A 17,323-nucleotide genomic window follows, 5' to 3' on the forward strand; every position below is an offset into this window, starting at 1 on the left:
ACCGACCCGCACCGTGGACGCACCCGCCGAACCAGCCCGGCGGCATACCCGGAGGCGGGTGGCCGCGTGGAGGTCAGACGAGGGACTGGTATGCCGTCGCGAGCGCGGCTCCCAGCCGCGCGTTGTGGCGGACCAGGGCGATGTTGGTCTCCAGGCTGGCGCCGTCGGACAGCTCCACGATCCGGCCCAGCAGGAACGGGGTGATGTCCTTGCCGTGGATGCCCCGTTCGTCGCACTCGGCCAGCGCGCGGTCGATCAGCACGCCGATCTCGGCGGCCGGGATCTCGTCCTCGGCCGGCACCGGGTTGGTCACGGCGATGCCACCGGAGAGGCCGAGCGACCACTTCGCCCACATCATGGCGGCGACGTCCTCGGCGCCGTCGGCCCGCATCGGGGCCGCATGACCGCTCTCGCGGGAGTAGAACGACGGGAACTCGTCCGAGCCCACGACGACGACCGGCACCCCGAGCGTCTCCAGCGACTCGAGGGTGAGCCCGATGTCGAGGATCGACTTCACGCCGGCACTGACCACGGCCACGTCGGTCTGGCCGAGCTCGGTCAGGTCGGCGGAGATGTCGAAGCTGGTCTCGGCGCCGCGGTGGACGCCGCCGAGGCCGCCGGTGACGAAGACGCGGATCCCGGCCAGGGCGGCCAGCCGCATCGTGCTGGCGACCGTCGTCGCCCCGTGCGCCTTGCGGGCGATCACGTAGGGCAGGTCGCGCAGGCTCACCTTGGCGACGTCGGGATGGGTGGCCAGGGTCTCGAGCTCGTCGCGGGTCAACCCGATCCGGGGCACGCCGTCGAGCACCGCGATGGTGGCCGGCACCGCACCGCCGTCGCGGATGATCTGCTCGACCTCGAGGGCCATCCCGACGTTGCGCGGGTAGGGCATCCCGTGGCTGATGATCGTGCTCTCGAGCGCGACGACCGGCTGGCCGGAGGACAGCGCCTCGGCCACCTCCGTCGTGAGCTGGAGCATGGGGTGGGGCGTGGTCATGCGTTCTCCCTGGTCGAGCGGGTGCGGGGGGTGGTTCTCGAGGTGCGCCGGCTCGAGGTGCCGGGACCCGAGGCGCGCGGCGGGGCGGCGTCCTGCGCCTTGCGGAGCTCGGCGTCGACCAAGCGGGGGGTGAGGTCGGGCCGGACCGTCTCGGGGCTGGCGACGGTGAGGGCGGCGGCCATCTGGCCGAACCGGGCGGCCTCGACCGGTCCGTCGCCCCGCATCAGGGCGTGCACGAACGCTGCCGTCATGGCGTCCCCGGCCCCGGTGACGTCGACGGCGCGCACGGCTGGGGCGGGCAGGGTGACCACCGTGGCCCGGCCCCGGTCGTCCAGGGTGCTGAGCAGGCTCCCCCGGGTGCCACGACGCACCCAGACGGTGCGGACGCCGACGTCGTGCAGCCTGCGCGCCGCCCGGGCGATGGCCGGGCGGGTCTGGGCCACCCGCTCGCCGACGATGGAACCCAGCTCGTCGAGGTTGGGGGTGAGCGCGAGCACCGGTCGCTGTGGCGACAGCAGGTGGCCGAGAGGTCGGGCCTTGGCGACGCTCACCGGGTCGATCACCACGGGCACCTCGACGGCCGCCGCGAAGTCGAGCAGCCAGGCGGCCGGCGCCTCGGGGATGTTGCCGTCCAGGACCAGCAGGGTCGCGTGGCTGAGCAGGTCGCGCGAGGCCATCAGCTGCCGCACGGTGAGGCGGTCGGTGGCGCGCATGTTCGACACCGCGACCACGAGCTCGCCGTCGGTGTCGAGGACGGCGAGGTAGGTGCCGGTGGCGTCGTCGGTGGGGATCAGGTGGTCGACCAGGACGCCGGCCGCGCGGGTGGCCGCGACGACCTCCTCGCCGAACGAGTCGCTGCCGACCGGGGCCACCAGGTGGGTCGGGCTGCCGAGGCGGGCGAGGTTCTCGGCGATGTTGCGCCCCACGCCGCCGGGAGTGCTCATCGCGAGGCCGGGGTTCGAGGTGCGCAGCTCGATGGCGTGGGTGGAGTGCGCCTTGATGTCCATGTTCGCGCCGCCGACGACGACGACCGAGCGGTCCTCGGGGCGGACGATGTAGCCGCGCCCCAGGATCGCCCCCTTCTTGGTCAGGTTCGAGAGGTGGACCGACACCGCCGCTCGGGTCGACCCCACCCGCTCGGCGATCGCGGCGGCATCCAGCAGCGGCTGGGATCGGAGCAGGTCGACGATGTCCCGCTCACGGTCGGTGAGGTTCATGTTTGGAACTCTAAAGGCTGCTTGATCTTCCAAGCAAGGGTGGATCAGTGCGAGTCGAGGGCCCGCAGCGCGCGCCGCAGCTCGGCGTCGACGTCGACGCCGTCAGCGCGAGCCCGCGCCAGCAGCGCGAGGAGCTCCGCGCCATACCCCTCCCCCTCGGGGAGCGCGCCACGACCGGTGCGTTCCCAGCGGGCCAGCACCTTGTCGGCGGCGAGCAGGCTGGGCAACGACCTCGGTATGCCGTGCAGCAGGCCCTGGTGCCCGTCCTCGCCACCGCCGTGGGGAGCCTGCGCAGCCTTGGCCGCGCGCTCGTCGGCCTTGATCTGCTCCCAGGCCCGCTCGACCTCGGCGGGCGTGGAGGCGTCGCCGTCGGCGAAGACGTGAGGGTGCCGGCGGACCAGCTTCTCGACGATGGCGCCGGCGACGTCGTCCACGTCGAACGGCTCGGTGCCGTGCTCCTGGGCCACCCGCGCCTGGAAGACCACCTGGAGCAGCACGTCGCCGAGCTCCTCACGGATGTGGTCGCGGTCGCCCGACTCGATCGCCTCGGCCGCCTCGTGGCTCTCCTCGATCAGGTACTTCACCAGCGACTCGTGGGTCTGCTCGGCGTCCCAGGGACAACCACCGGGCGAGCGCAGCCGGTCCATCACCGCCACCAGGTCGAGGAGCCTCGAGCCGGGCACGTCCCACGACGCGACCAGCACCTCAACGTCGGGCGGACTGCCGAGCCGCGAGACCTCGGAGGCGATGGCGTCGGTCAACCCCGGGTCGCCGTCGGCCGACGCCACCCAGACCAGGCTGCCGCCGGCCGCGCGATCCATCAGGGTCCGCGCCAGCGAAGGAGCCGAGAGGTCGCCGAGGTGACCCACCGGCACACCCGCCTCGTCGACGGCGAGCGCCAGCGGTTCGGAGTCGTCGCGCGCGAGGACCGCGTCGGCCTCGTCGAGCGCCTGCCAGGCAGCGCGGGTGAACAGTCCGGGCGCGATCCTCGGGCTGCCGACCAGCAGGGTCAGCCGTCCCGCCACGGTCGGCTCAGCCCGCGGGAGTGGTGGGCGCCTGGGTGGCGGGGACCGCCGGCTCGTCCGCGATCCAGTTCGGCTTGCTGGCGTCGAAGCGGACGTTCTTGGCGTCGAAGGTGCCGTAGCGGGGGTTCATGGTGACCTTCGCCTGGCGCGCGAGCCCGACCACCTTGCCCTGCTCCTCGGTGGTGAGCTGTTGCGAGGCCAGACTCGACTTGACCAGCTCGAGGGTGGCGGCCGACGGGTCCTCGATCTCGGTGATCGCGGCCTTGGCGGCCGAGTCCGACAGGCCCTTGCCGGACTCGTCGGCGACCTCGTTGATGAAGCCGGCCATCACCAGGCTGGACAGGGCGTTCGCGCTGTTGAGCGAGGAGTCGGGGTAGGCCTTGGTGATCTGGCTGGTCGCCTCCTGCACCTCCTGCTCGGTGATCCGGTGGCCGTTGACGACGGCGGCGGTGTCGGCGGTGGCGCAGCCGGACACGACCAGCACACCCGCGGCGGCGGCCGCCACGATCGACCCACGCAGGATGCTGGCTGCCTTCACGGGATGGCCCTTCGTCATGTACCGCTCTCTCTCACTGTCAGTCGCCACGCTCATCGAGCCGAGCCGGCTCCGTCGCGGGTGCCCACCCGGGCGGCGTCGGCGACGCTGCCCAGCAGGACGGAACGGATGAGGTCGCTGGCCCACTGCAAGACTGCCGTGTCGCGCAGCGGTTGGCCACCCACCCGGGCCGTCATGGGCTTCGGCACGAGAATGGTATGCACCGCGTCCTTGACGAGCGACTTCGGGTAGAGCCGCTGCAGCCGGAGCTGGGCCGACTCGGGCAGGTCGACCGGGCCGAACCGCACGAAGTTGCCCTGCACCGAGATGTCGGCCACCGCGGCCTGACGGGCCACCGTGCGCAGCCGGGCCACCTCCATCAGGTTGCGCACCGGCTCCGGGAGCGGGCCGTAGCGGTCGACCAGCTCGGCCTCGATCTCGGCCAGGGCCTGCTCGTCGACGACGCTGGCGAGCTTCTTGTAGGCCTCCAGGCGCAGCCGCTCCCCCGGCACGTACTCGTGCGGCAGGTGCGCGTCGACCGGGAGCTCGATCTTGATCTCGCCGGGAGGGGTCTCGCCGTCACCACGGAAGTCGGCCACCGCCTCACCCACCAGCCGGACGTAGAGGTCGAACCCGACCCCCGCGATGTGGCCGGACTGCTCGCCGCCCAGCAGGTTGCCGGCGCCACGGATCTCGAGGTCCTTCATCGCGATCTGGATGCCGGCGCCGAGGTCGGTGTGGCTGGCCATCGTCTGGAGCCGGTCGTGCGCGGTCTCGGTCATCGGCTTCTCGGGCGGGTAGAGGAAGTAGCAGTAGGCCCGCTCCCGACCACGACCGACGCGGCCTCGGAGCTGGTGCAGCTGGGAGAGCCCGAGGACGTCGGAGCGCTCGACGATGAGGGTGTTGGCGTTGGAGATGTCCAGCCCGGTCTCGACGATGGTGGTGCACACGAGGACGTCGAACTTCTTGTCCCAGAAGTCGACGACGACCTGCTCGAGCTTGTGCTCGCCCATCTTGCCGTGGGCGGTCGCCACCCGGGCCTCGGGCACCAGCTCGCGGATCCGGCTGGCGGCCCGCTCGATCGAGGACACCTTGTTGTGCACGAGGAAGACCTGCCCCTCGCGGAGCAGCTCGCGCCGGATCGCCGCGACGATCTGCTTCTCGTCGTAGGCGCCGACGTAGGTGAGCACCGGGTGCCGCTCCTCGGGCGGCGTGGCGAGCGTGGACATCTCGCGGATGCCGGTCACCGCCATCTCGAGCGTGCGCGGGATGGGGGTGGCCGACATGGCGAGCACGTCGACCGCGGTGCGCAGGGTCTTGAGCTGTTCCTTGTGCTCGACACCGAAGCGCTGCTCCTCGTCGATGACGACCAGCCCGAGGTCCTTGTAGCGGATCGAGCCGCCGAGGAGGCGGTGCGTGCCGATCACGAGGTCGACGCTGCCGTTGGCCAGCCCCTCGATGGTCTCGCGCGCCTCCTTGTCGCTCTGGAACCGTGAGAGGGCGCGGACCGTCACGGGGAACTGCTGGTAGCGCTCGGTGAAGGTCTGCAGGTGCTGCTGCACCAGCAGCGTGGTGGGCACCAGGACGGCGACCTGCTTGCCGTCCTGGATCGCCTTGAACGCCGCCCGCACCGCGATCTCGGTCTTGCCGTAGCCGACGTCACCGCAGATCAGCCGGTCCATCGGGACGGTGCGTTCCATGTCGGCCTTGACCTCGTCGATGGAGCTGAGCTGGTCGGGGGTCTCGACGTAGGAGAAGGCGTCCTCGAGCTCGCGCTGCCACGGGGTGTCGGGGGCGAACGCGTGCCCGGCGGTGGCCATCCGCGCCGAGTAGAGCTGGATCAGCTCGGCGGCGATCTGCTTGACGTACTTGCGGGCCCGGCCCTTGGTCTTCTGCCAGTCGCTGCCGCCCATCTTGTTGAGCGCGGGCATCTCACCCCCGACGTAGCGGGTGACCTGGTCGAGCTGGTCGGTCGGCACGAAGAGCCGGTCGCCGGGTTGGCCGCGCTTGCTCGCGGCGTACTCGATGACGAGGTACTCCCGGGTCGCGCCGCCGACGGTGCGCTGCACCATCTCGACGAACTTGCCCACGCCGTGCTGTTCGTGCACCACGAAGTCACCGGGCTTGAGCTGCAGCGGGTCGACCTGGTTGCGCCGCCGGGAGGGCATCTTGCGCATGTCCTTGGTGGACCCACCCTGGCCGGGGGTACCGGTCAGGTCGGACTCGGTGACGAGCGCGAACCGGCTCGCCGGAGCGAGGAACCCGCTGCCGACCGAGCCGGTGGTGAGGTGCACCACGCCGTCGGTCAGGTCGGCGAGGTCGGCGTCCAGACGGGCCGGCACCGACTCGCCGGCCAGCACCTCGGCCACCCGGCGGGCCAGACCGGGCCCTTCGGTCACGACGACGACGCGCCACCCGTCGGCGACCCACCCCTGGAGGTCGGCGACCGCCTCGGGGGTGCTGCCGCGGTAGCGCGGCGCCTCCTCCAGGCCGGTGTTGACGACGACGGCGTCACCCTCGGCGAGCTCCTCGTCGGCGACGAACGGGCCGAGGTCCCACCACGGCATACCGGTGTCTCGGGCGTGCGCGCGCAGGTCGGCGAGGGACCAGAACGACGCCGTGCCGAGGATGCCCTGGAGGTCGATCGGCACGCTGTTGCCGACCGCGGCGTTGGCCCAGCCGGCCTCGAGGAACTCCTGGCTGGTGGCCACGAGGTCGTGGGCGCGGGTGCGGACCCGCTCGGGGTCGCAGAGCACCACCGCGGTGCCGTCGCGCAGGGTGTCGAGCACGCTCTCCATGCCGTCGACGAGCGCCGGTGCCAGCGACTCCATGCCCTCGACGGCGATGCCCTCGGCGAGCTTGGACAGCAGGTCGACCGCGCCGGGGAGCTGGTCCACGAGGGCGGCGGCCCGGGCGCGCACCGACTCGGTGAGCAGCACCTCACGGCACGGCGGGGCCCAGAGGCCGTGCTCGGCGACCTCGAGGCTGCGCTGGTCGGCGACCTTGAACCAGCGGATCTCCTCGACCGTGTCGCCCCAGAACTCCACCCGCACGGGGTGGTCCTCGGTGGGCGGGAAGACGTCGAGGATGCCGCCGCGGACCGCGAACTCACCGCGTCGTTCGACGAGGTCGGTGCGCGAGTATGCCGCGGCCGCCAGGTCCTCGACGACCCGGTCCAGGGGAGCCTCGTCCCCGGCCCTGAGGGCCACCGGCGCGAGGTCGCCGAGTCCCTGGGCCACCGGCTGGAGGACCGCCCGCACCGGAGCGACGACGACGTCGAGCGGGCCGTAGGCCGGGTCGCTCGGGTCGGGGTGCTTGAGGCGACGCAGCACCGCCAGCCGCTTGCCGACGGTGTCGCTGCGCGGGCTCAGCCGCTCGTGGGGCAGGGTCTCCCAGGCCGGGAAGTCGGCCACCCGGTCGGGGTCGAGGAAGCAGCCGAGGGCCGACACCAGGTCCTCGGCCTCGCGGGTCGTCGCGGTGACCGCGAGCACCGGCCGGCCGGACTCGCGCGCGAGCGCCGCCACCAGCGCGGGGCGGGCGCCGGCGCTGACCGTGAGGTCGGCGACCGGCTCACCGTCGCGGGCGACCGTGAGCGCCCGGGCGACGCCCGGGTCGGCGCCCAGCAGGTCGAGCAGTGGGGCGAGGGTCATGGGGAGGACTCCTGGTGGGGCAGACGTGTCAGGCGGCGAGGCAGGCAGGGACAGACCGGGCGGAGACAGCACAAACGCCCCACAGCAAGCCGCTGGTGGGGTGGGCCACCACCCTAACCCGGCATCGGGGGTGGGTCGGCGTCAGCCGTTTGCATGAGTCGCCCGGAGCCCTCCGCCGACAAACTTGGGGGAACCGCTGACGAGACAGATGACACGCGCACGGATGACGTGCGCGACCAGATGACCACGGGACGACGCAGACGACGGCTGTAGGGGGCAGGGCAATGGAAGAGCTGGCGAGGTTCGGTGGAGGGGCACCGAGGCCCGAGGGAGGCGATGGAATGGTCCGGGGGTACGTACCCGGGGTCTTCGACCTCTTCCACATCGGCCACCTCAACATCCTGCGCAGCGCCCGCGAACAGTGCGACTGGCTGATCGCCGGCGTGGTCACCGACGAGAACGCCTTCCGGGCCAAGTCGAAGTTCCCGGTCATCCCCCTGGCCGAGCGGGTCTCGATCCTGGAGCACATCACCCTGGTCGACGAGGTCATCGTCGAGCACCAGCCGAGCAAGCTCGACGTCTGGCACGACCACCCCTTCGACGTCATCTTCAAGGGCGACGACTGGCGGGGCACGCCCAAGGGCGAGCGGCTCGAGCGCGACCTGGGCACGGTCGGCGTCGAGGTCGCCTACTTCCCCTACACGATGCACACCTCCAGCACGCTGTTGCGCGCTGCCCTGGAGCAGTTCGCGTCCTGATGTCCGACGAGACGATCAGCCCGCCCCTCCGCCGCATGGCCCAGGCCAGGGTCCTCTCCGCCGGTGCCGGGAAGTCCAACCGGGGCGCCCCCGGCTACTCGCGCTGGATCAACCGCCCGGCCGGTCGCCAGCTGGCCATCATCGCCTTCGGCGTGGGCCTGTCGCCCAACCAGGTCACCCTCCTGTCCGGGCTGACCAGCCTGGCCGGCATCCTCGTCCTCGCGCTCGCGCCGGCCACCGTGCTGATCGGGTGCACCGTCGCGTTCCTGCTCGCGCTGGCCTACGCGCTCGACTCCGCCGACGGCCAGGTGGCCCGCATGCAGGGGGGCGGCAGCCGCACCGGCGAGTGGCTCGACCACGTCATCGACTGCGTCAAGATCGCCGCGCTGCACGCTGCGGTCCTGGTCTGCTGGTACCGCTCGTTCGACGTCTCCGACGCGACGCTGCTCGTGCCCATCGTGTTCGGCATCCAGGCGTCGACCTACTTCTTCTCCAAGATCCTCACCGACCAGCTCCGGGCCGCCGCCGCAGCGCCGGTCGAGGCCGCCCCACCGGGGGCCGACGAGGGACGCCCGCCGGTGCTCGCCTCCCTCCTCGTGCTGCCGCTGGACTACGGGCTGCTGTGCCTGACGTTCGTGCTGCTCGGCTTCCACCAGCTCTTCGTACTGGCCTACTCCGCCCTCGCCCTGCTGGGGGTGCTGCTGCTCGCGGCAGGCTTCGCGAAGTGGTACCGCGACCTGTCCCGCGTGGCCTGAGCGACATGGGGACGACGCTCGACCACGACCTCCGTGCGCCCTCTAGGGTGGCCCGCGGAGGCCGCCGGCCCGGCCGGCGACAGCGCGACACGACCGAGGGGGGTGCAGGTGGCATGACACGGACGGTCCGCATCCTCGGCACCCACGGCGTGCCCGCGGCATACGGCGGCTTCGAGACGGCCGCCGAGCAGATCGGCCTCTACCTCGTGGCCCAGGGCTGGCGGGTGGTCGTCTACTGCCAGGCCGAGGGCCGCGGCCCGGTCACCTACGACACCTGGCGCGGCATCGAGCGGGTGACCATCCCCCAGCACCGCGAGGGCTGGCTGGGCACGTCCGCCTTCGACTGGACCTCGATCAACCACGCCGTCCAGCACGACGACGTGTGCCTGACGTTCGGCTACAACACCGGCGTCTTCAACATCCTCCAGCGGCTCCGGCGGATCCCGAACGTCATCAACATGGACGGCATGGAGTGGACCCGGCGGCGCTGGGGGGTCGTGCGCCAGGCCATCCTGCTGGCCAACGAGCGGTTCGCCAGCCTCTTCGGCAACCACCTCATCGCCGACCACCCCGACATCGAGCGCTACCTCGCCCGGTGGGCGCGGCGCAGCCGGATCAGCATGATCACGTATGGCGCGCACGCCGTCGTCGACGCCTCCCCCGCCCCGGTCGAGGCGATGGGCCTGCAGCCCGGTGGCTACCTCACCGTGATCTGCCGCCCGATCCCCGAGAACTCTCTGCTCGAGATCGTGGAGGGCTTCTCCGCCAAGCGGCGCGGCCGCACCCTGGTGGTCCTGGGCAACCTCGACGGCGGCACCGACGACTACCACCGTCAGGTGCTCGAGGCCGCCAGCGACGAGGTGCGCTTCCCCGGGGCCATCTACGACCCCGAGGTGGTGCAGGCGCTGCGGTTCCACTCGCTGGCCTACGTGCACGGCCACACCGTCGGCGGCACCAACCCCTCGCTGGTCGAGGCGATGGCGGCCGGCAACCCGGTGATCGCGCACGACAACGTCTACAACCGGTGGGTCGCCGGGCCCGCCCAGCGCTACTTCAGCACCGCCGACGACCTCGCAGCCCTGCTCGACGAGCTGCTCGACTCCCCCGACGCTCTCCATCAAATGCACGACGCGGCCCGGGGTCGGCATGCGGAAGAGTTCACCTGGGAGCACGTCGCCGGCCAGTACGAAGCGGTCCTGGCGCGCTTCCACGCAAAGCTCACGCACCGCGCCTGAGGGGGCGCTGACCGTCGCACCCGTCGACGGCCACCGAGGTGTGTGGGGGCTACAGATACGGAGTTACACGTCGTGATCACCATGGGGGTCGTCGGCCTCGGCAAGATGGGCCTGTCCCACCTGTCCATCTTCAAGGCGCACCCGGACGTCGACCTCGTCGCCGTCTGCGACTCGACCGGCTACGTCCTCGACGTGCTGAGCAAGTACACCGGGCTGCGCACCTACAAGGACCTGGCCGCGATGCTCGCGGCGGAGCACCTCGACGCGGTGGTCATCGCCACCCCGTCGCACCTGCACGCCCCGATGGTGCGCACGGCGCTCGAGGCCGGCGTGCACGTCTTCTGCGAGAAGCCGTTCACCCTCGACGACGACGACGGCCAGGCCCTCACCACGCTGGCCCGCGAGCGCGGCCTGGTGACCCAGGTCGGCTACCACAACCGGTTCGTCGCCGCCTTCGCCGAGCTCAAGCGGCTGATCGACGCCGGCGCGCTGGGCGACGTCACCCACGTCGTCGCCGAGGCCTACGGCCCGGTCGTGCTGGCCCCCAAGGGAGGCACCTGGCGCAGCCGGCGCGCGTCCGGCGGCGGCTGCCTCTACGACTACGCCGCCCACCCGATCGACCTGGTGCAGTGGTATCTGGGCATGCCGACCGGGGTCGAGGGCAGCCGGCTCAACAAGATCTTCTCCGCCGAGACCGACGACGAGGTGGTGTCGACGCTGATGTACCCCGACGACGTCACCGCGCAGGTCTCGGTCAACTGGTCGGACGAGTCGCAGCGCAAGATGTCGACCAAGATCAGCGTCTGGGGCACCACCGGCCGGGCCGTCGCGGACCGGCAGGAGGTGCAGGTCTACCTGCGCGACACCGCCACGGTCCCCGACGGCTACCGACCCGGCTGGAACGTCCACTACACGACCGACCTCACCGAGCAGCCGTGGTTCTACCTGCGCGGCGAGGAGTACTCCGCGCAGGCTGCCACGTTCGTCGAACGGGTCATGACGCGCACGACCGAGGGCCCCAACGTGTTCAGCTCCGCCGCGGCCACCGACCGCATCCTGTCGATGATCTCCGCCGACGCGCAGGGCCTGACCGCCGTCGGCGAGCGTGCGGCGTCGAGCGCCACCGTGACCGCACCCCGCCGCCGACGACTGGCCTTCGGCCGAGGGAGGACCGCCTGATGGACCGCCTCATGTTCGGTGACAACCAGTTCTTCGGCGTCAACCACATGTCCGAGGAGAAGGCGCGCAGCCAGCAGATGCGCTTCCAGGACCTCGGCGCGATCATGGACGTGCTCGACGCCGCCTACGACGAGGGTGTCACCACCTTCATGTGCACGACCCACGACCGGGTCGCCGAGATCTGCGACCTCGTCCGGGCCGACCAGCAGCGCTACGCCCGCATGGAGTTCTTCCCGTGCATGCCCTACGCCCACAAGTACGCCAACGCGATGACCGAGGACGGGCCGCTCGGTGCCCTGCGCCGGTTCCTGCCCGAGCAGAGCGTCTTCAGCGCCGCCCTGACCGGCACGAAGTCGTTGGCGGGCAAGGACATCGACGGCATCACCCGGCTCCTGATCGACGCCGAGATGTCGATGTTCCGAGGCCTGCGCACTCCGGTGGTCTTCCTCCAGAACGTCGTGGTCGACCTGCTGCTCGGCCTCGGCTTCGACGAGGCGTTCGTCATCTTCGCCGACCACGTGCGCACCAAGTACGACGCCGAGCCGGGCTTCATCACGATGAACCTCCCGCGGCTGCTCGACACCCTGGACCGGCTCGGCATCGACAACCCGATCGTCTGCTCCAACATCAACAAGATCGGCTTCCGGATGCCCGGTGGCCTCGAGGCCTACGAGACCGCGCTGCGCGACCGGCGGTTCCGCGCCATCGCGATGTCGGTGTTCGCCTCTGGCGCGATCCCCCCCGAAGAGGCCATCGACTGGGTGTGCGCCCAGCCCAACCTCGAGTCGATCGTCTTCGGGGCCTCCAGCCGTCGCAACATCGCCTCCACCAAGGCGCTGGTCGACAAGAGCTGGGCCCCGGTCCCCCGGTGAGGTGTCCTACGCCGTCCTCCACCTTTCGGATGAGGGGCCGGGTCACCTCCCGGACGCAGAATGGAACCAGCACCCAGTGCGCCCGAGGGGGCGTTTCCCGCAGGAACGGAAGGAGTGAGGCCCGATGACGCTGCGCGCCTACCTCCAGATCCTGCTCAAGCGGTGGCGGATCGTCGTGGCCTGCCTCGTGCTCGTGCTCGGCTCCGCCGGCACGCTCACCTACCTCACCCCGCCCACGTATGCCGCCTACGCGACGGCTTTCGTGTCGATCAGCCAGGCCGGGACGGCCGACGCCTCGATCTACCAGAGCTCGCAGTTCGCCATGCAGCGGGTGAAGTCCTACACGGAGGTCGTCAAGAGCCCTGACGTGCTCCAGCCGGTGATCGACGATCTCGACCTCGACATGTCGGTGAGCGACCTGCGCCAGGTCGTCGCGGCCGAGAACCCCGTCGACACCGTGCTCATCAAGATCTCCGCCACCGACGCCAAGGCCTCTCGCGCCCAGGCGATCGCCAACGCCGTGAGCGACCAGCTCGGGCTCGTGATCGAGCGCCTCGAGACCCCGAGGGAGGGCGGCCAGTCCCCCGTGAAGGTCACGACGACCGTGCCCTCGGCGCTGCCGCGCTCCCCGATCTCCCCGCGCATCCCGCTCAACATGGCGCTCGGGCTGCTCGCCGGCCTCGCGCTCGGGGTGATCGTGGCCGTGATCCGGGAGCAGCAGGACACCACCGTCAAGGGCGACGAGCTCGAGGAGCTCACCGGCCGGGCCGCGCTGGCGCTGATCGGCCTCAACCCGGCGGTCAAGACCCAGCCGCTGATCACGATGCAGGGCCACGGCCGCGGCGTCGAGGAGTTCCGGTCGCTGCGGACGACGCTGCAGTTCGTCGACGTCGACCAGCCGCCGCGCGTCATCGTGATCACCTCCGCGCTCGCGGCCGAGGGCAAGACGACCACCGCCTGCAACCTCGCGATCGCGCTGGCCCAGTCGTCGCTGCGGGTCTGCCTGGTCGAGGCCGACATGCGGCGGCCCAACGCCGCGACCCTGTTGGGTGTCGACGGGTCGATCGGCCTGTCCAACGTCGTGGCCGGCCAGATCGACCTCGCGGACGCCCTGATGCCCTGGCACCGCGGCCTGCTGACGATCCTGCCGGCCGGCACCACCCCGCCCGACCCGACCCGGCTGCTCGGCTCCAAGAACATGGCAGCGGTGCTGGCGACCCTGCGGGCCGACTTCGACTTCGTCATCATCGACGCCCCGCCGATCCTGCCGGTCAGCGACGCGGCCGTGCTGGCCCGGGCGGCCGACGGCGCGGTGCTCGTGGCGCGCTACGGCAAGACCCGTCGCGAACAGCTGACCAGCGCCATCGCCGACCTCGAGGCGGTCAAGGCCCGGCTGATCGGCACCGCCCTGACGATGGTGCCGGCTCGGGGGCAGCGCGACCTGCGCGGTCACGACGAGGACTACGCGGCCATCGCGGCGGTCTCCGAGAACGACTGGCCCGCAGCCGCCATCCCGACGGCACCGAACGACGGCTCCGTCGCGGACGACACCAAGCCCGTGGCCCCGACGAGCCCCGCACCTCGGGAGCCGTCGACCGACGACGCAGGTGGCGGCACGGCGAAGGACACCCGGGGCTCCGACGGGTCGTCCGCGCCGGAGCGGGACCGCAACGGTGCGGGCGACCGCGACCGGGGCGGCCGTGACCGTGATCGTGGCGACGACCGTGGCAACCGGGACGGTCGCCAGGGCGCGCCGGTCTCGCTGGACCCGAGGGTCGTCGGCACCAGCTTCTCGAAGGCGATGAAGCCCTCGGGGCAGGGCCGAGTGCACTGACGTGGCAGCGACGGCCACGCGTGGTCAGGCCGAGACGGTCCTCGGGGAGGCGTCGGCCAGGCTCGAGGCGAACGAGTCCAGCGCCTGGCGCATCGCGGGGCCGGCCTTGCGGTGCGAGCCGCGCTCACTGTCGGGGTCGAGGATGTCGAGCCCGACCACCTCGGAGCGGCTGAACCTGGTGCGCCAGCCGTGCGGCTCCTCGGGCACGGCGACCAGGCCGCGCATGGCGTCCATCTCCTCGAGCAGCCACATCAGGCGCTCGCGGGTGCCGAGCCGACCGGCTCCCGCCGGTGCGGGGTCCTCGGCCAGCGGTGGCGGCTCGCCCGCGGCCCGCTGCAGGGCGGCGGTGGCGAGCAGCGCTGCCTCGACGAGCGTGAACGTGTGGGCGGCGCTGCCGGCGTCCAGGAGTCGCGCGGTGCCGCGGTACTTGCGTTCGGACACCAGCACGAGGTCGGCGGCGCGCACCAGCTCGGCCGTGACCTGCTGGGCGCGGTGCGGCCGCAGGATGAGGTCGTGGTCCTTGGTGAGCTGCTCGCTCATCTCGGGGCACCAGCCGGCGCCGACCTCGACGCGCAGCCCGGCTGAGACCACCTGGACGTGCCACTCGCCGTGGGCCTGGAGGGCCGAGCGGAGGACGGCCGCGGCGGCGGGGGCCAGACAGCGGTCGTTCGCGCACAGCACCAGAACCGTCGTCTCCATGGCCGCCTCATCCCCGGGGGTACACCAGTCCACCCAGTATGGGTCGGGGGATCTGGGACCAGATACCAGCAATCGGGCGAGTCGCCCTGCGTCATCCGGTGGACAGGTTTCACCATGAACGCGACAAAGCCGACAACGACCACCCGGCCGGACATCGCGCCGTGGCAGCTCTATCTCTGTTGCATCCTGCTCGTCGCCTGCACCATCCCGTGGCGCCGGGCGACCTACTTCTCCGGCGCGCTCGACCCGGTGGTCGCCGTCAAGGGGCTGATCGGCGCGGCCGGGCTGGCCCTGGCCTTCCAGTACGCCGGCCGCTCGAGCGTCCGAACCGTCGTCGGGGCCCGCACCCTGACCTTCGCCGGCCTCTACCTCACCGTCTCCGTCCTGGGCGGCTGGGCCTCGGGGCAGGCCCTCCCGTCGGCCGTCGTGGCGATCCGCGTCGCCATGCTGCTGACCAGCCTCGCGCTGCTGCTCCACGCCGTCGGCGTGTCGCGGCTCATCACCGCCATGCTCCACTCGATGGGCGCCGTGGCGGTGTTCGCGATAGCCACCGGCGCCGGCACGCTGACCTCCGGTCGCCTCCAGGGTGGCATCCCACCGCTGGCTCCCAACGAGATCGCCTTCCTCGGCGGGGCGGTGCTGCTGCTGACCGTCCAACGGATGATCGAGGGGCGGGCCAGGCGCTCCGAGGTCGTCCTGGCCCTGGGGCTCTTCGGCGTCGTGTGGCTGACCGGTTCACGCACCACGGCCGCCACGCTCTTCCTCGCGGTCGCGGTGATGACGATCCAGGCACGCCGGTTCTCGGCCACGGGTTTCGTGGCCATGGTGGCGGCGGTCCCGGTGGTGGCCTTCGCGGCACTGGCCACCAGTGCGGTGACCGACATGCTGCTGCGCGGCGGTGACCAGAACATCACCACGCTCAGCTCGCGCACGATCGCCTGGCAGGCGGCCCTCACCATGGACGGGTCGACCTGGCAACGCTGGTTCGGCGGCGGCCTCACGCTCAAGCACATCCCGGTGTCCGGGCAGTACTGGGCCACCCAGCTGCTCGACAGCAGCTGGATCTCCGCGCTCGTCCAGACCGGCCTGGTCGGGCTCGGCCTCACCGCCCTGTGGGTGACGGTGACCCTTGTCTCGGCCGTGCGCACCCCACGCCCCTGGCGCCCCCTGTGGGTCGGCCTGGTGCTGTTCGTGGCGCTGCGCAGCCTGCTGGAGAGCGGGCTGTTCGACGCCAGCACGTCGTTCATCGTGTTCGCGATGGTGAGCCTGATGTCCGAACGCGTCACGCGGACCGCGCCCGACCCGGGCGCGTGGGTGCACCCCGACGACGCCGTCCCGACCGCCGCCGTCCCGACCGTCGCCGCAGCCGCCGCAGCCACCGCGGCGGCCACCGCGGGGTCGGGTCTGGGGGCGAGCCGGGGTCAGGCTCCGGCGAGGTCCGCCAGGACCGCGCTCACGTCCCGGCGGTAACGCTCCGGCGCGTAGCGCCGGGCAGCGTCGTCCGCGTCGCGCAGGGCGCGCGAGCGGGTCTGCGGCCAGTCGTCCAGCAGCTGCCGCACGGCGTCGACGACGGCGGTGGGCTGGTCGGCCGGCACCGCCACCACCGCCTCCAGGTGCGCGGCCGCCTCGCGCAGCCCGGTGTGGTCGCTGACCACGACCGGCCGGGCGCTCAGGGCTGCCTCGATGACGCCGTTGCCGAACGACTCCTCGGCCCGCGAAGGGACGAGCACGACGTCGGCGGCGCGCAGGTGCGGCCACACATCAGGGGTGAACCCGTGGAACGTCACGGCGTCGCCGAGCCCCTCGGTGCGGACGAGCTCACGCAGCTCGGCCTCGTACCACTCGTAGCCGGGGAAGACCGCGCCGACGAGGTCGAGCGACACCGGCGCGCCCGCGCCACGCAGGGCACCGAGCGCGCGCACTGCGACGTCGACCCCCTTGCGCGGCGACAGCCGGCCCACGAAGAGGAGACGAGGGTCCTGGACGGTCTCGCGGGGTGGTTCCACCCGTTCCGGGCCGACCACGCCGTTCGGGATCACCTGCATCCGGCTGCGCCGCCCACCCGACCGGTCCGCGACCTCCAGGCTGGTGGCGCTGTTGCAGATGACCCGGTCGGCGAGCCGGGTCGGCACGGTCAGGCCGTACCGGGCCACCGACGATGCCGAGCCCTCGGCCTCGTGGATGTGGATCGCCGACGGGATCCGCAGGACCTTGGTGAGCACCAGCCAGAACGGGATCGTCACCGTGTTGACGTAGACGACGTCCGGCCTGAGGCGACGGAGCAGCCGCACCATCGCCGGCAGGCCTCGCAGCACGTCCCACCCGAGCCGGGCCATGCCGCGGGGGCTGAGGTTGCTCCGTCGCACGACAGGAGCCGGACACACCTCGACGACCGCGCCGGTGGCCTCGAGCTCCGGCACCAGCGGCCCCCGTTGCGAGGCTGCCACCACGACGGTCCAGTCCCGCTCGCGCAGGCCCCGGACCGTCTCGAGCATCATCCGGTCGGACCCATAGAGGTCGGCAGACGGGTTGGCCACGAGGGCCACCCGCCTGCCGACCTCTGGGTG

The 17,323-nt window shown here is 71.9% G+C and carries 14 protein-coding genes; 7 read left to right on the forward strand and 7 right to left on the reverse strand.

The window, feature by feature from the left end:
- Nucleotides 1-73: 73 nt before the first annotated feature.
- Genes BLQ34_RS11090 through mfd form a run of 5 tightly spaced genes read right to left on the reverse strand, consistent with a single transcriptional unit; the run spans nucleotide 74 to nucleotide 7,424 of the window.
- Complete coding sequence (locus BLQ34_RS11090; RefSeq protein WP_091785296.1) at nucleotides 74-997, reverse strand: pseudouridine-5'-phosphate glycosidase; 924 nt, start codon at nucleotides 995-997, stop codon at nucleotides 74-76.
- Nucleotides 994-2,214 (reverse strand): carbohydrate kinase, encoded by a 1,221-nt coding sequence (locus tag BLQ34_RS11095; RefSeq protein ID WP_091785299.1) that lies wholly within the window; start codon nucleotides 2,212-2,214, stop codon nucleotides 994-996. Before BLQ34_RS11095 ends, BLQ34_RS11090 begins: the two co-directional genes overlap by 4 nt.
- A 44-nt stretch (nucleotides 2,215-2,258) precedes the next feature.
- Nucleotides 2,259-3,239, reverse strand: coding sequence for a MazG family protein (locus BLQ34_RS11100; RefSeq protein WP_091785302.1), 981 nt, complete (start codon nucleotides 3,237-3,239; stop codon nucleotides 2,259-2,261).
- 7 nt (nucleotides 3,240-3,246) lie between these two features.
- Nucleotides 3,247-3,777, reverse strand: a complete 531-nt coding sequence (locus tag BLQ34_RS11105; protein ID WP_091785305.1) for a SurA N-terminal domain-containing protein — start codon at nucleotides 3,775-3,777, stop codon at nucleotides 3,247-3,249.
- A 50-nt stretch (nucleotides 3,778-3,827) separates the two neighbouring features.
- Entirely contained in the window at nucleotides 3,828-7,424 is a 3,597-nt protein-coding gene (gene mfd / locus BLQ34_RS11110) for a transcription-repair coupling factor (protein WP_091785307.1), read from the reverse strand.
- 341 nt (nucleotides 7,425-7,765) lie between these two features.
- Between mfd and BLQ34_RS11115 the strand changes: the two genes are divergently transcribed.
- The 6 genes from BLQ34_RS11115 to BLQ34_RS11140 all read left to right on the forward strand — a co-directional run bounded on the left by BLQ34_RS11115 (nucleotide 7,766) and on the right by BLQ34_RS11140 (nucleotide 14,057).
- A complete protein-coding gene (locus BLQ34_RS11115) occupies nucleotides 7,766-8,182 on the forward strand; it encodes an adenylyltransferase/cytidyltransferase family protein (protein WP_091785310.1) in 417 nt (138 codons plus the stop codon).
- On the forward strand, nucleotides 8,182-8,937 hold the full coding sequence (locus tag BLQ34_RS11120) for a CDP-alcohol phosphatidyltransferase family protein (RefSeq protein ID WP_231961052.1): 756 nt from the start codon (nucleotides 8,182-8,184) through the stop codon (nucleotides 8,935-8,937). The genes BLQ34_RS11115 and BLQ34_RS11120 overlap by 1 nt, the downstream gene beginning before the upstream one ends.
- 113 nt (nucleotides 8,938-9,050) lie before the next feature.
- Nucleotides 9,051-10,172: a DUF1972 domain-containing protein gene (locus BLQ34_RS11125; protein WP_091785312.1), complete on the forward strand. Its 1,122-nt coding sequence runs from the start codon at nucleotides 9,051-9,053 to the stop codon at nucleotides 10,170-10,172.
- Between the two features lie 81 nt (nucleotides 10,173-10,253).
- Entirely contained in the window at nucleotides 10,254-11,351 is a 1,098-nt protein-coding gene (locus tag BLQ34_RS11130; protein ID WP_231961551.1) for a Gfo/Idh/MocA family protein, read from the forward strand.
- Nucleotides 11,351-12,223, forward strand: a complete 873-nt coding sequence (locus BLQ34_RS11135; protein WP_091785318.1) for a hypothetical protein — start codon at nucleotides 11,351-11,353, stop codon at nucleotides 12,221-12,223. The genes BLQ34_RS11130 and BLQ34_RS11135 overlap by 1 nt, the downstream gene beginning before the upstream one ends.
- A gap of 124 nt (nucleotides 12,224-12,347) precedes the next feature.
- Nucleotides 12,348-14,057, forward strand: a complete 1,710-nt coding sequence (locus tag BLQ34_RS11140; RefSeq protein ID WP_091785321.1) for a polysaccharide biosynthesis tyrosine autokinase — start codon at nucleotides 12,348-12,350, stop codon at nucleotides 14,055-14,057.
- A gap of 24 nt (nucleotides 14,058-14,081) precedes the next feature.
- Here BLQ34_RS11140 and BLQ34_RS11145 read toward each other — a convergent pair whose 3' ends face one another.
- Nucleotides 14,082-14,756 (reverse strand): arsenate reductase/protein-tyrosine-phosphatase family protein, encoded by a 675-nt coding sequence (locus tag BLQ34_RS11145; protein WP_091785323.1) that lies wholly within the window; start codon nucleotides 14,754-14,756, stop codon nucleotides 14,082-14,084.
- 114 nt (nucleotides 14,757-14,870) lie between these two features.
- Here BLQ34_RS11145 and BLQ34_RS11150 point away from each other — a divergent pair, with 114 nt between their 5' ends.
- On the forward strand, nucleotides 14,871-16,226 hold the full coding sequence (locus BLQ34_RS11150; protein WP_091785326.1) for an O-antigen ligase family protein: 1,356 nt from the start codon (nucleotides 14,871-14,873) through the stop codon (nucleotides 16,224-16,226).
- Here the strand turns inward: BLQ34_RS11150 and BLQ34_RS11155 are convergent.
- Nucleotides 16,178-17,293 (reverse strand): glycosyltransferase family 4 protein, encoded by a 1,116-nt coding sequence (locus tag BLQ34_RS11155; protein ID WP_197674689.1) that lies wholly within the window; start codon nucleotides 17,291-17,293, stop codon nucleotides 16,178-16,180. The genes BLQ34_RS11150 and BLQ34_RS11155 overlap by 49 nt on opposite strands.
- Nucleotides 17,294-17,323 lie beyond the last annotated feature (30 nt).

Source organism: Pedococcus dokdonensis (assembly GCF_900104525.1).
Taxonomy (GTDB): domain Bacteria; phylum Actinomycetota; class Actinomycetes; order Actinomycetales; family Dermatophilaceae; genus Pedococcus; species Pedococcus dokdonensis.

Excerpts from the sequence above, each read along its gene's own strand:
- mfd (WP_091785307.1), bottom strand. The coding sequence starts at position 7,424 with ATGACCCTCGCCCCACTGCTCGACCTGCTGGGCGCCGACCCGGGCGTC.
- BLQ34_RS11090 (WP_091785296.1), bottom strand. The coding sequence starts at position 997 with ATGACCACGCCCCACCCCATGCTCCAGCTCACGACGGAGGTGGCCGAG.
- BLQ34_RS11130 (WP_231961551.1), top strand. The coding sequence starts at position 10,254 with ATGGGGGTCGTCGGCCTCGGCAAGATGGGCCTGTCCCACCTGTCCATC.
- BLQ34_RS11145 (WP_091785323.1), bottom strand. The coding sequence starts at position 14,756 with ATGGAGACGACGGTTCTGGTGCTGTGCGCGAACGACCGCTGTCTGGCC.
- BLQ34_RS11115 (WP_091785310.1), top strand. The coding sequence starts at position 7,766 with ATGGTCCGGGGGTACGTACCCGGGGTCTTCGACCTCTTCCACATCGGC.
- BLQ34_RS11150 (WP_091785326.1), top strand. The coding sequence starts at position 14,871 with ATGAACGCGACAAAGCCGACAACGACCACCCGGCCGGACATCGCGCCG.
- BLQ34_RS11125 (WP_091785312.1), top strand. The coding sequence starts at position 9,051 with ATGACACGGACGGTCCGCATCCTCGGCACCCACGGCGTGCCCGCGGCA.
- BLQ34_RS11095 (WP_091785299.1), bottom strand. The coding sequence starts at position 2,214 with ATGAACCTCACCGACCGTGAGCGGGACATCGTCGACCTGCTCCGATCC.
- BLQ34_RS11135 (WP_091785318.1), top strand. The coding sequence starts at position 11,351 with ATGGACCGCCTCATGTTCGGTGACAACCAGTTCTTCGGCGTCAACCAC.
- BLQ34_RS11120 (WP_231961052.1), top strand. The coding sequence starts at position 8,182 with ATGTCCGACGAGACGATCAGCCCGCCCCTCCGCCGCATGGCCCAGGCC.
- BLQ34_RS11140 (WP_091785321.1), top strand. The coding sequence starts at position 12,348 with ATGACGCTGCGCGCCTACCTCCAGATCCTGCTCAAGCGGTGGCGGATC.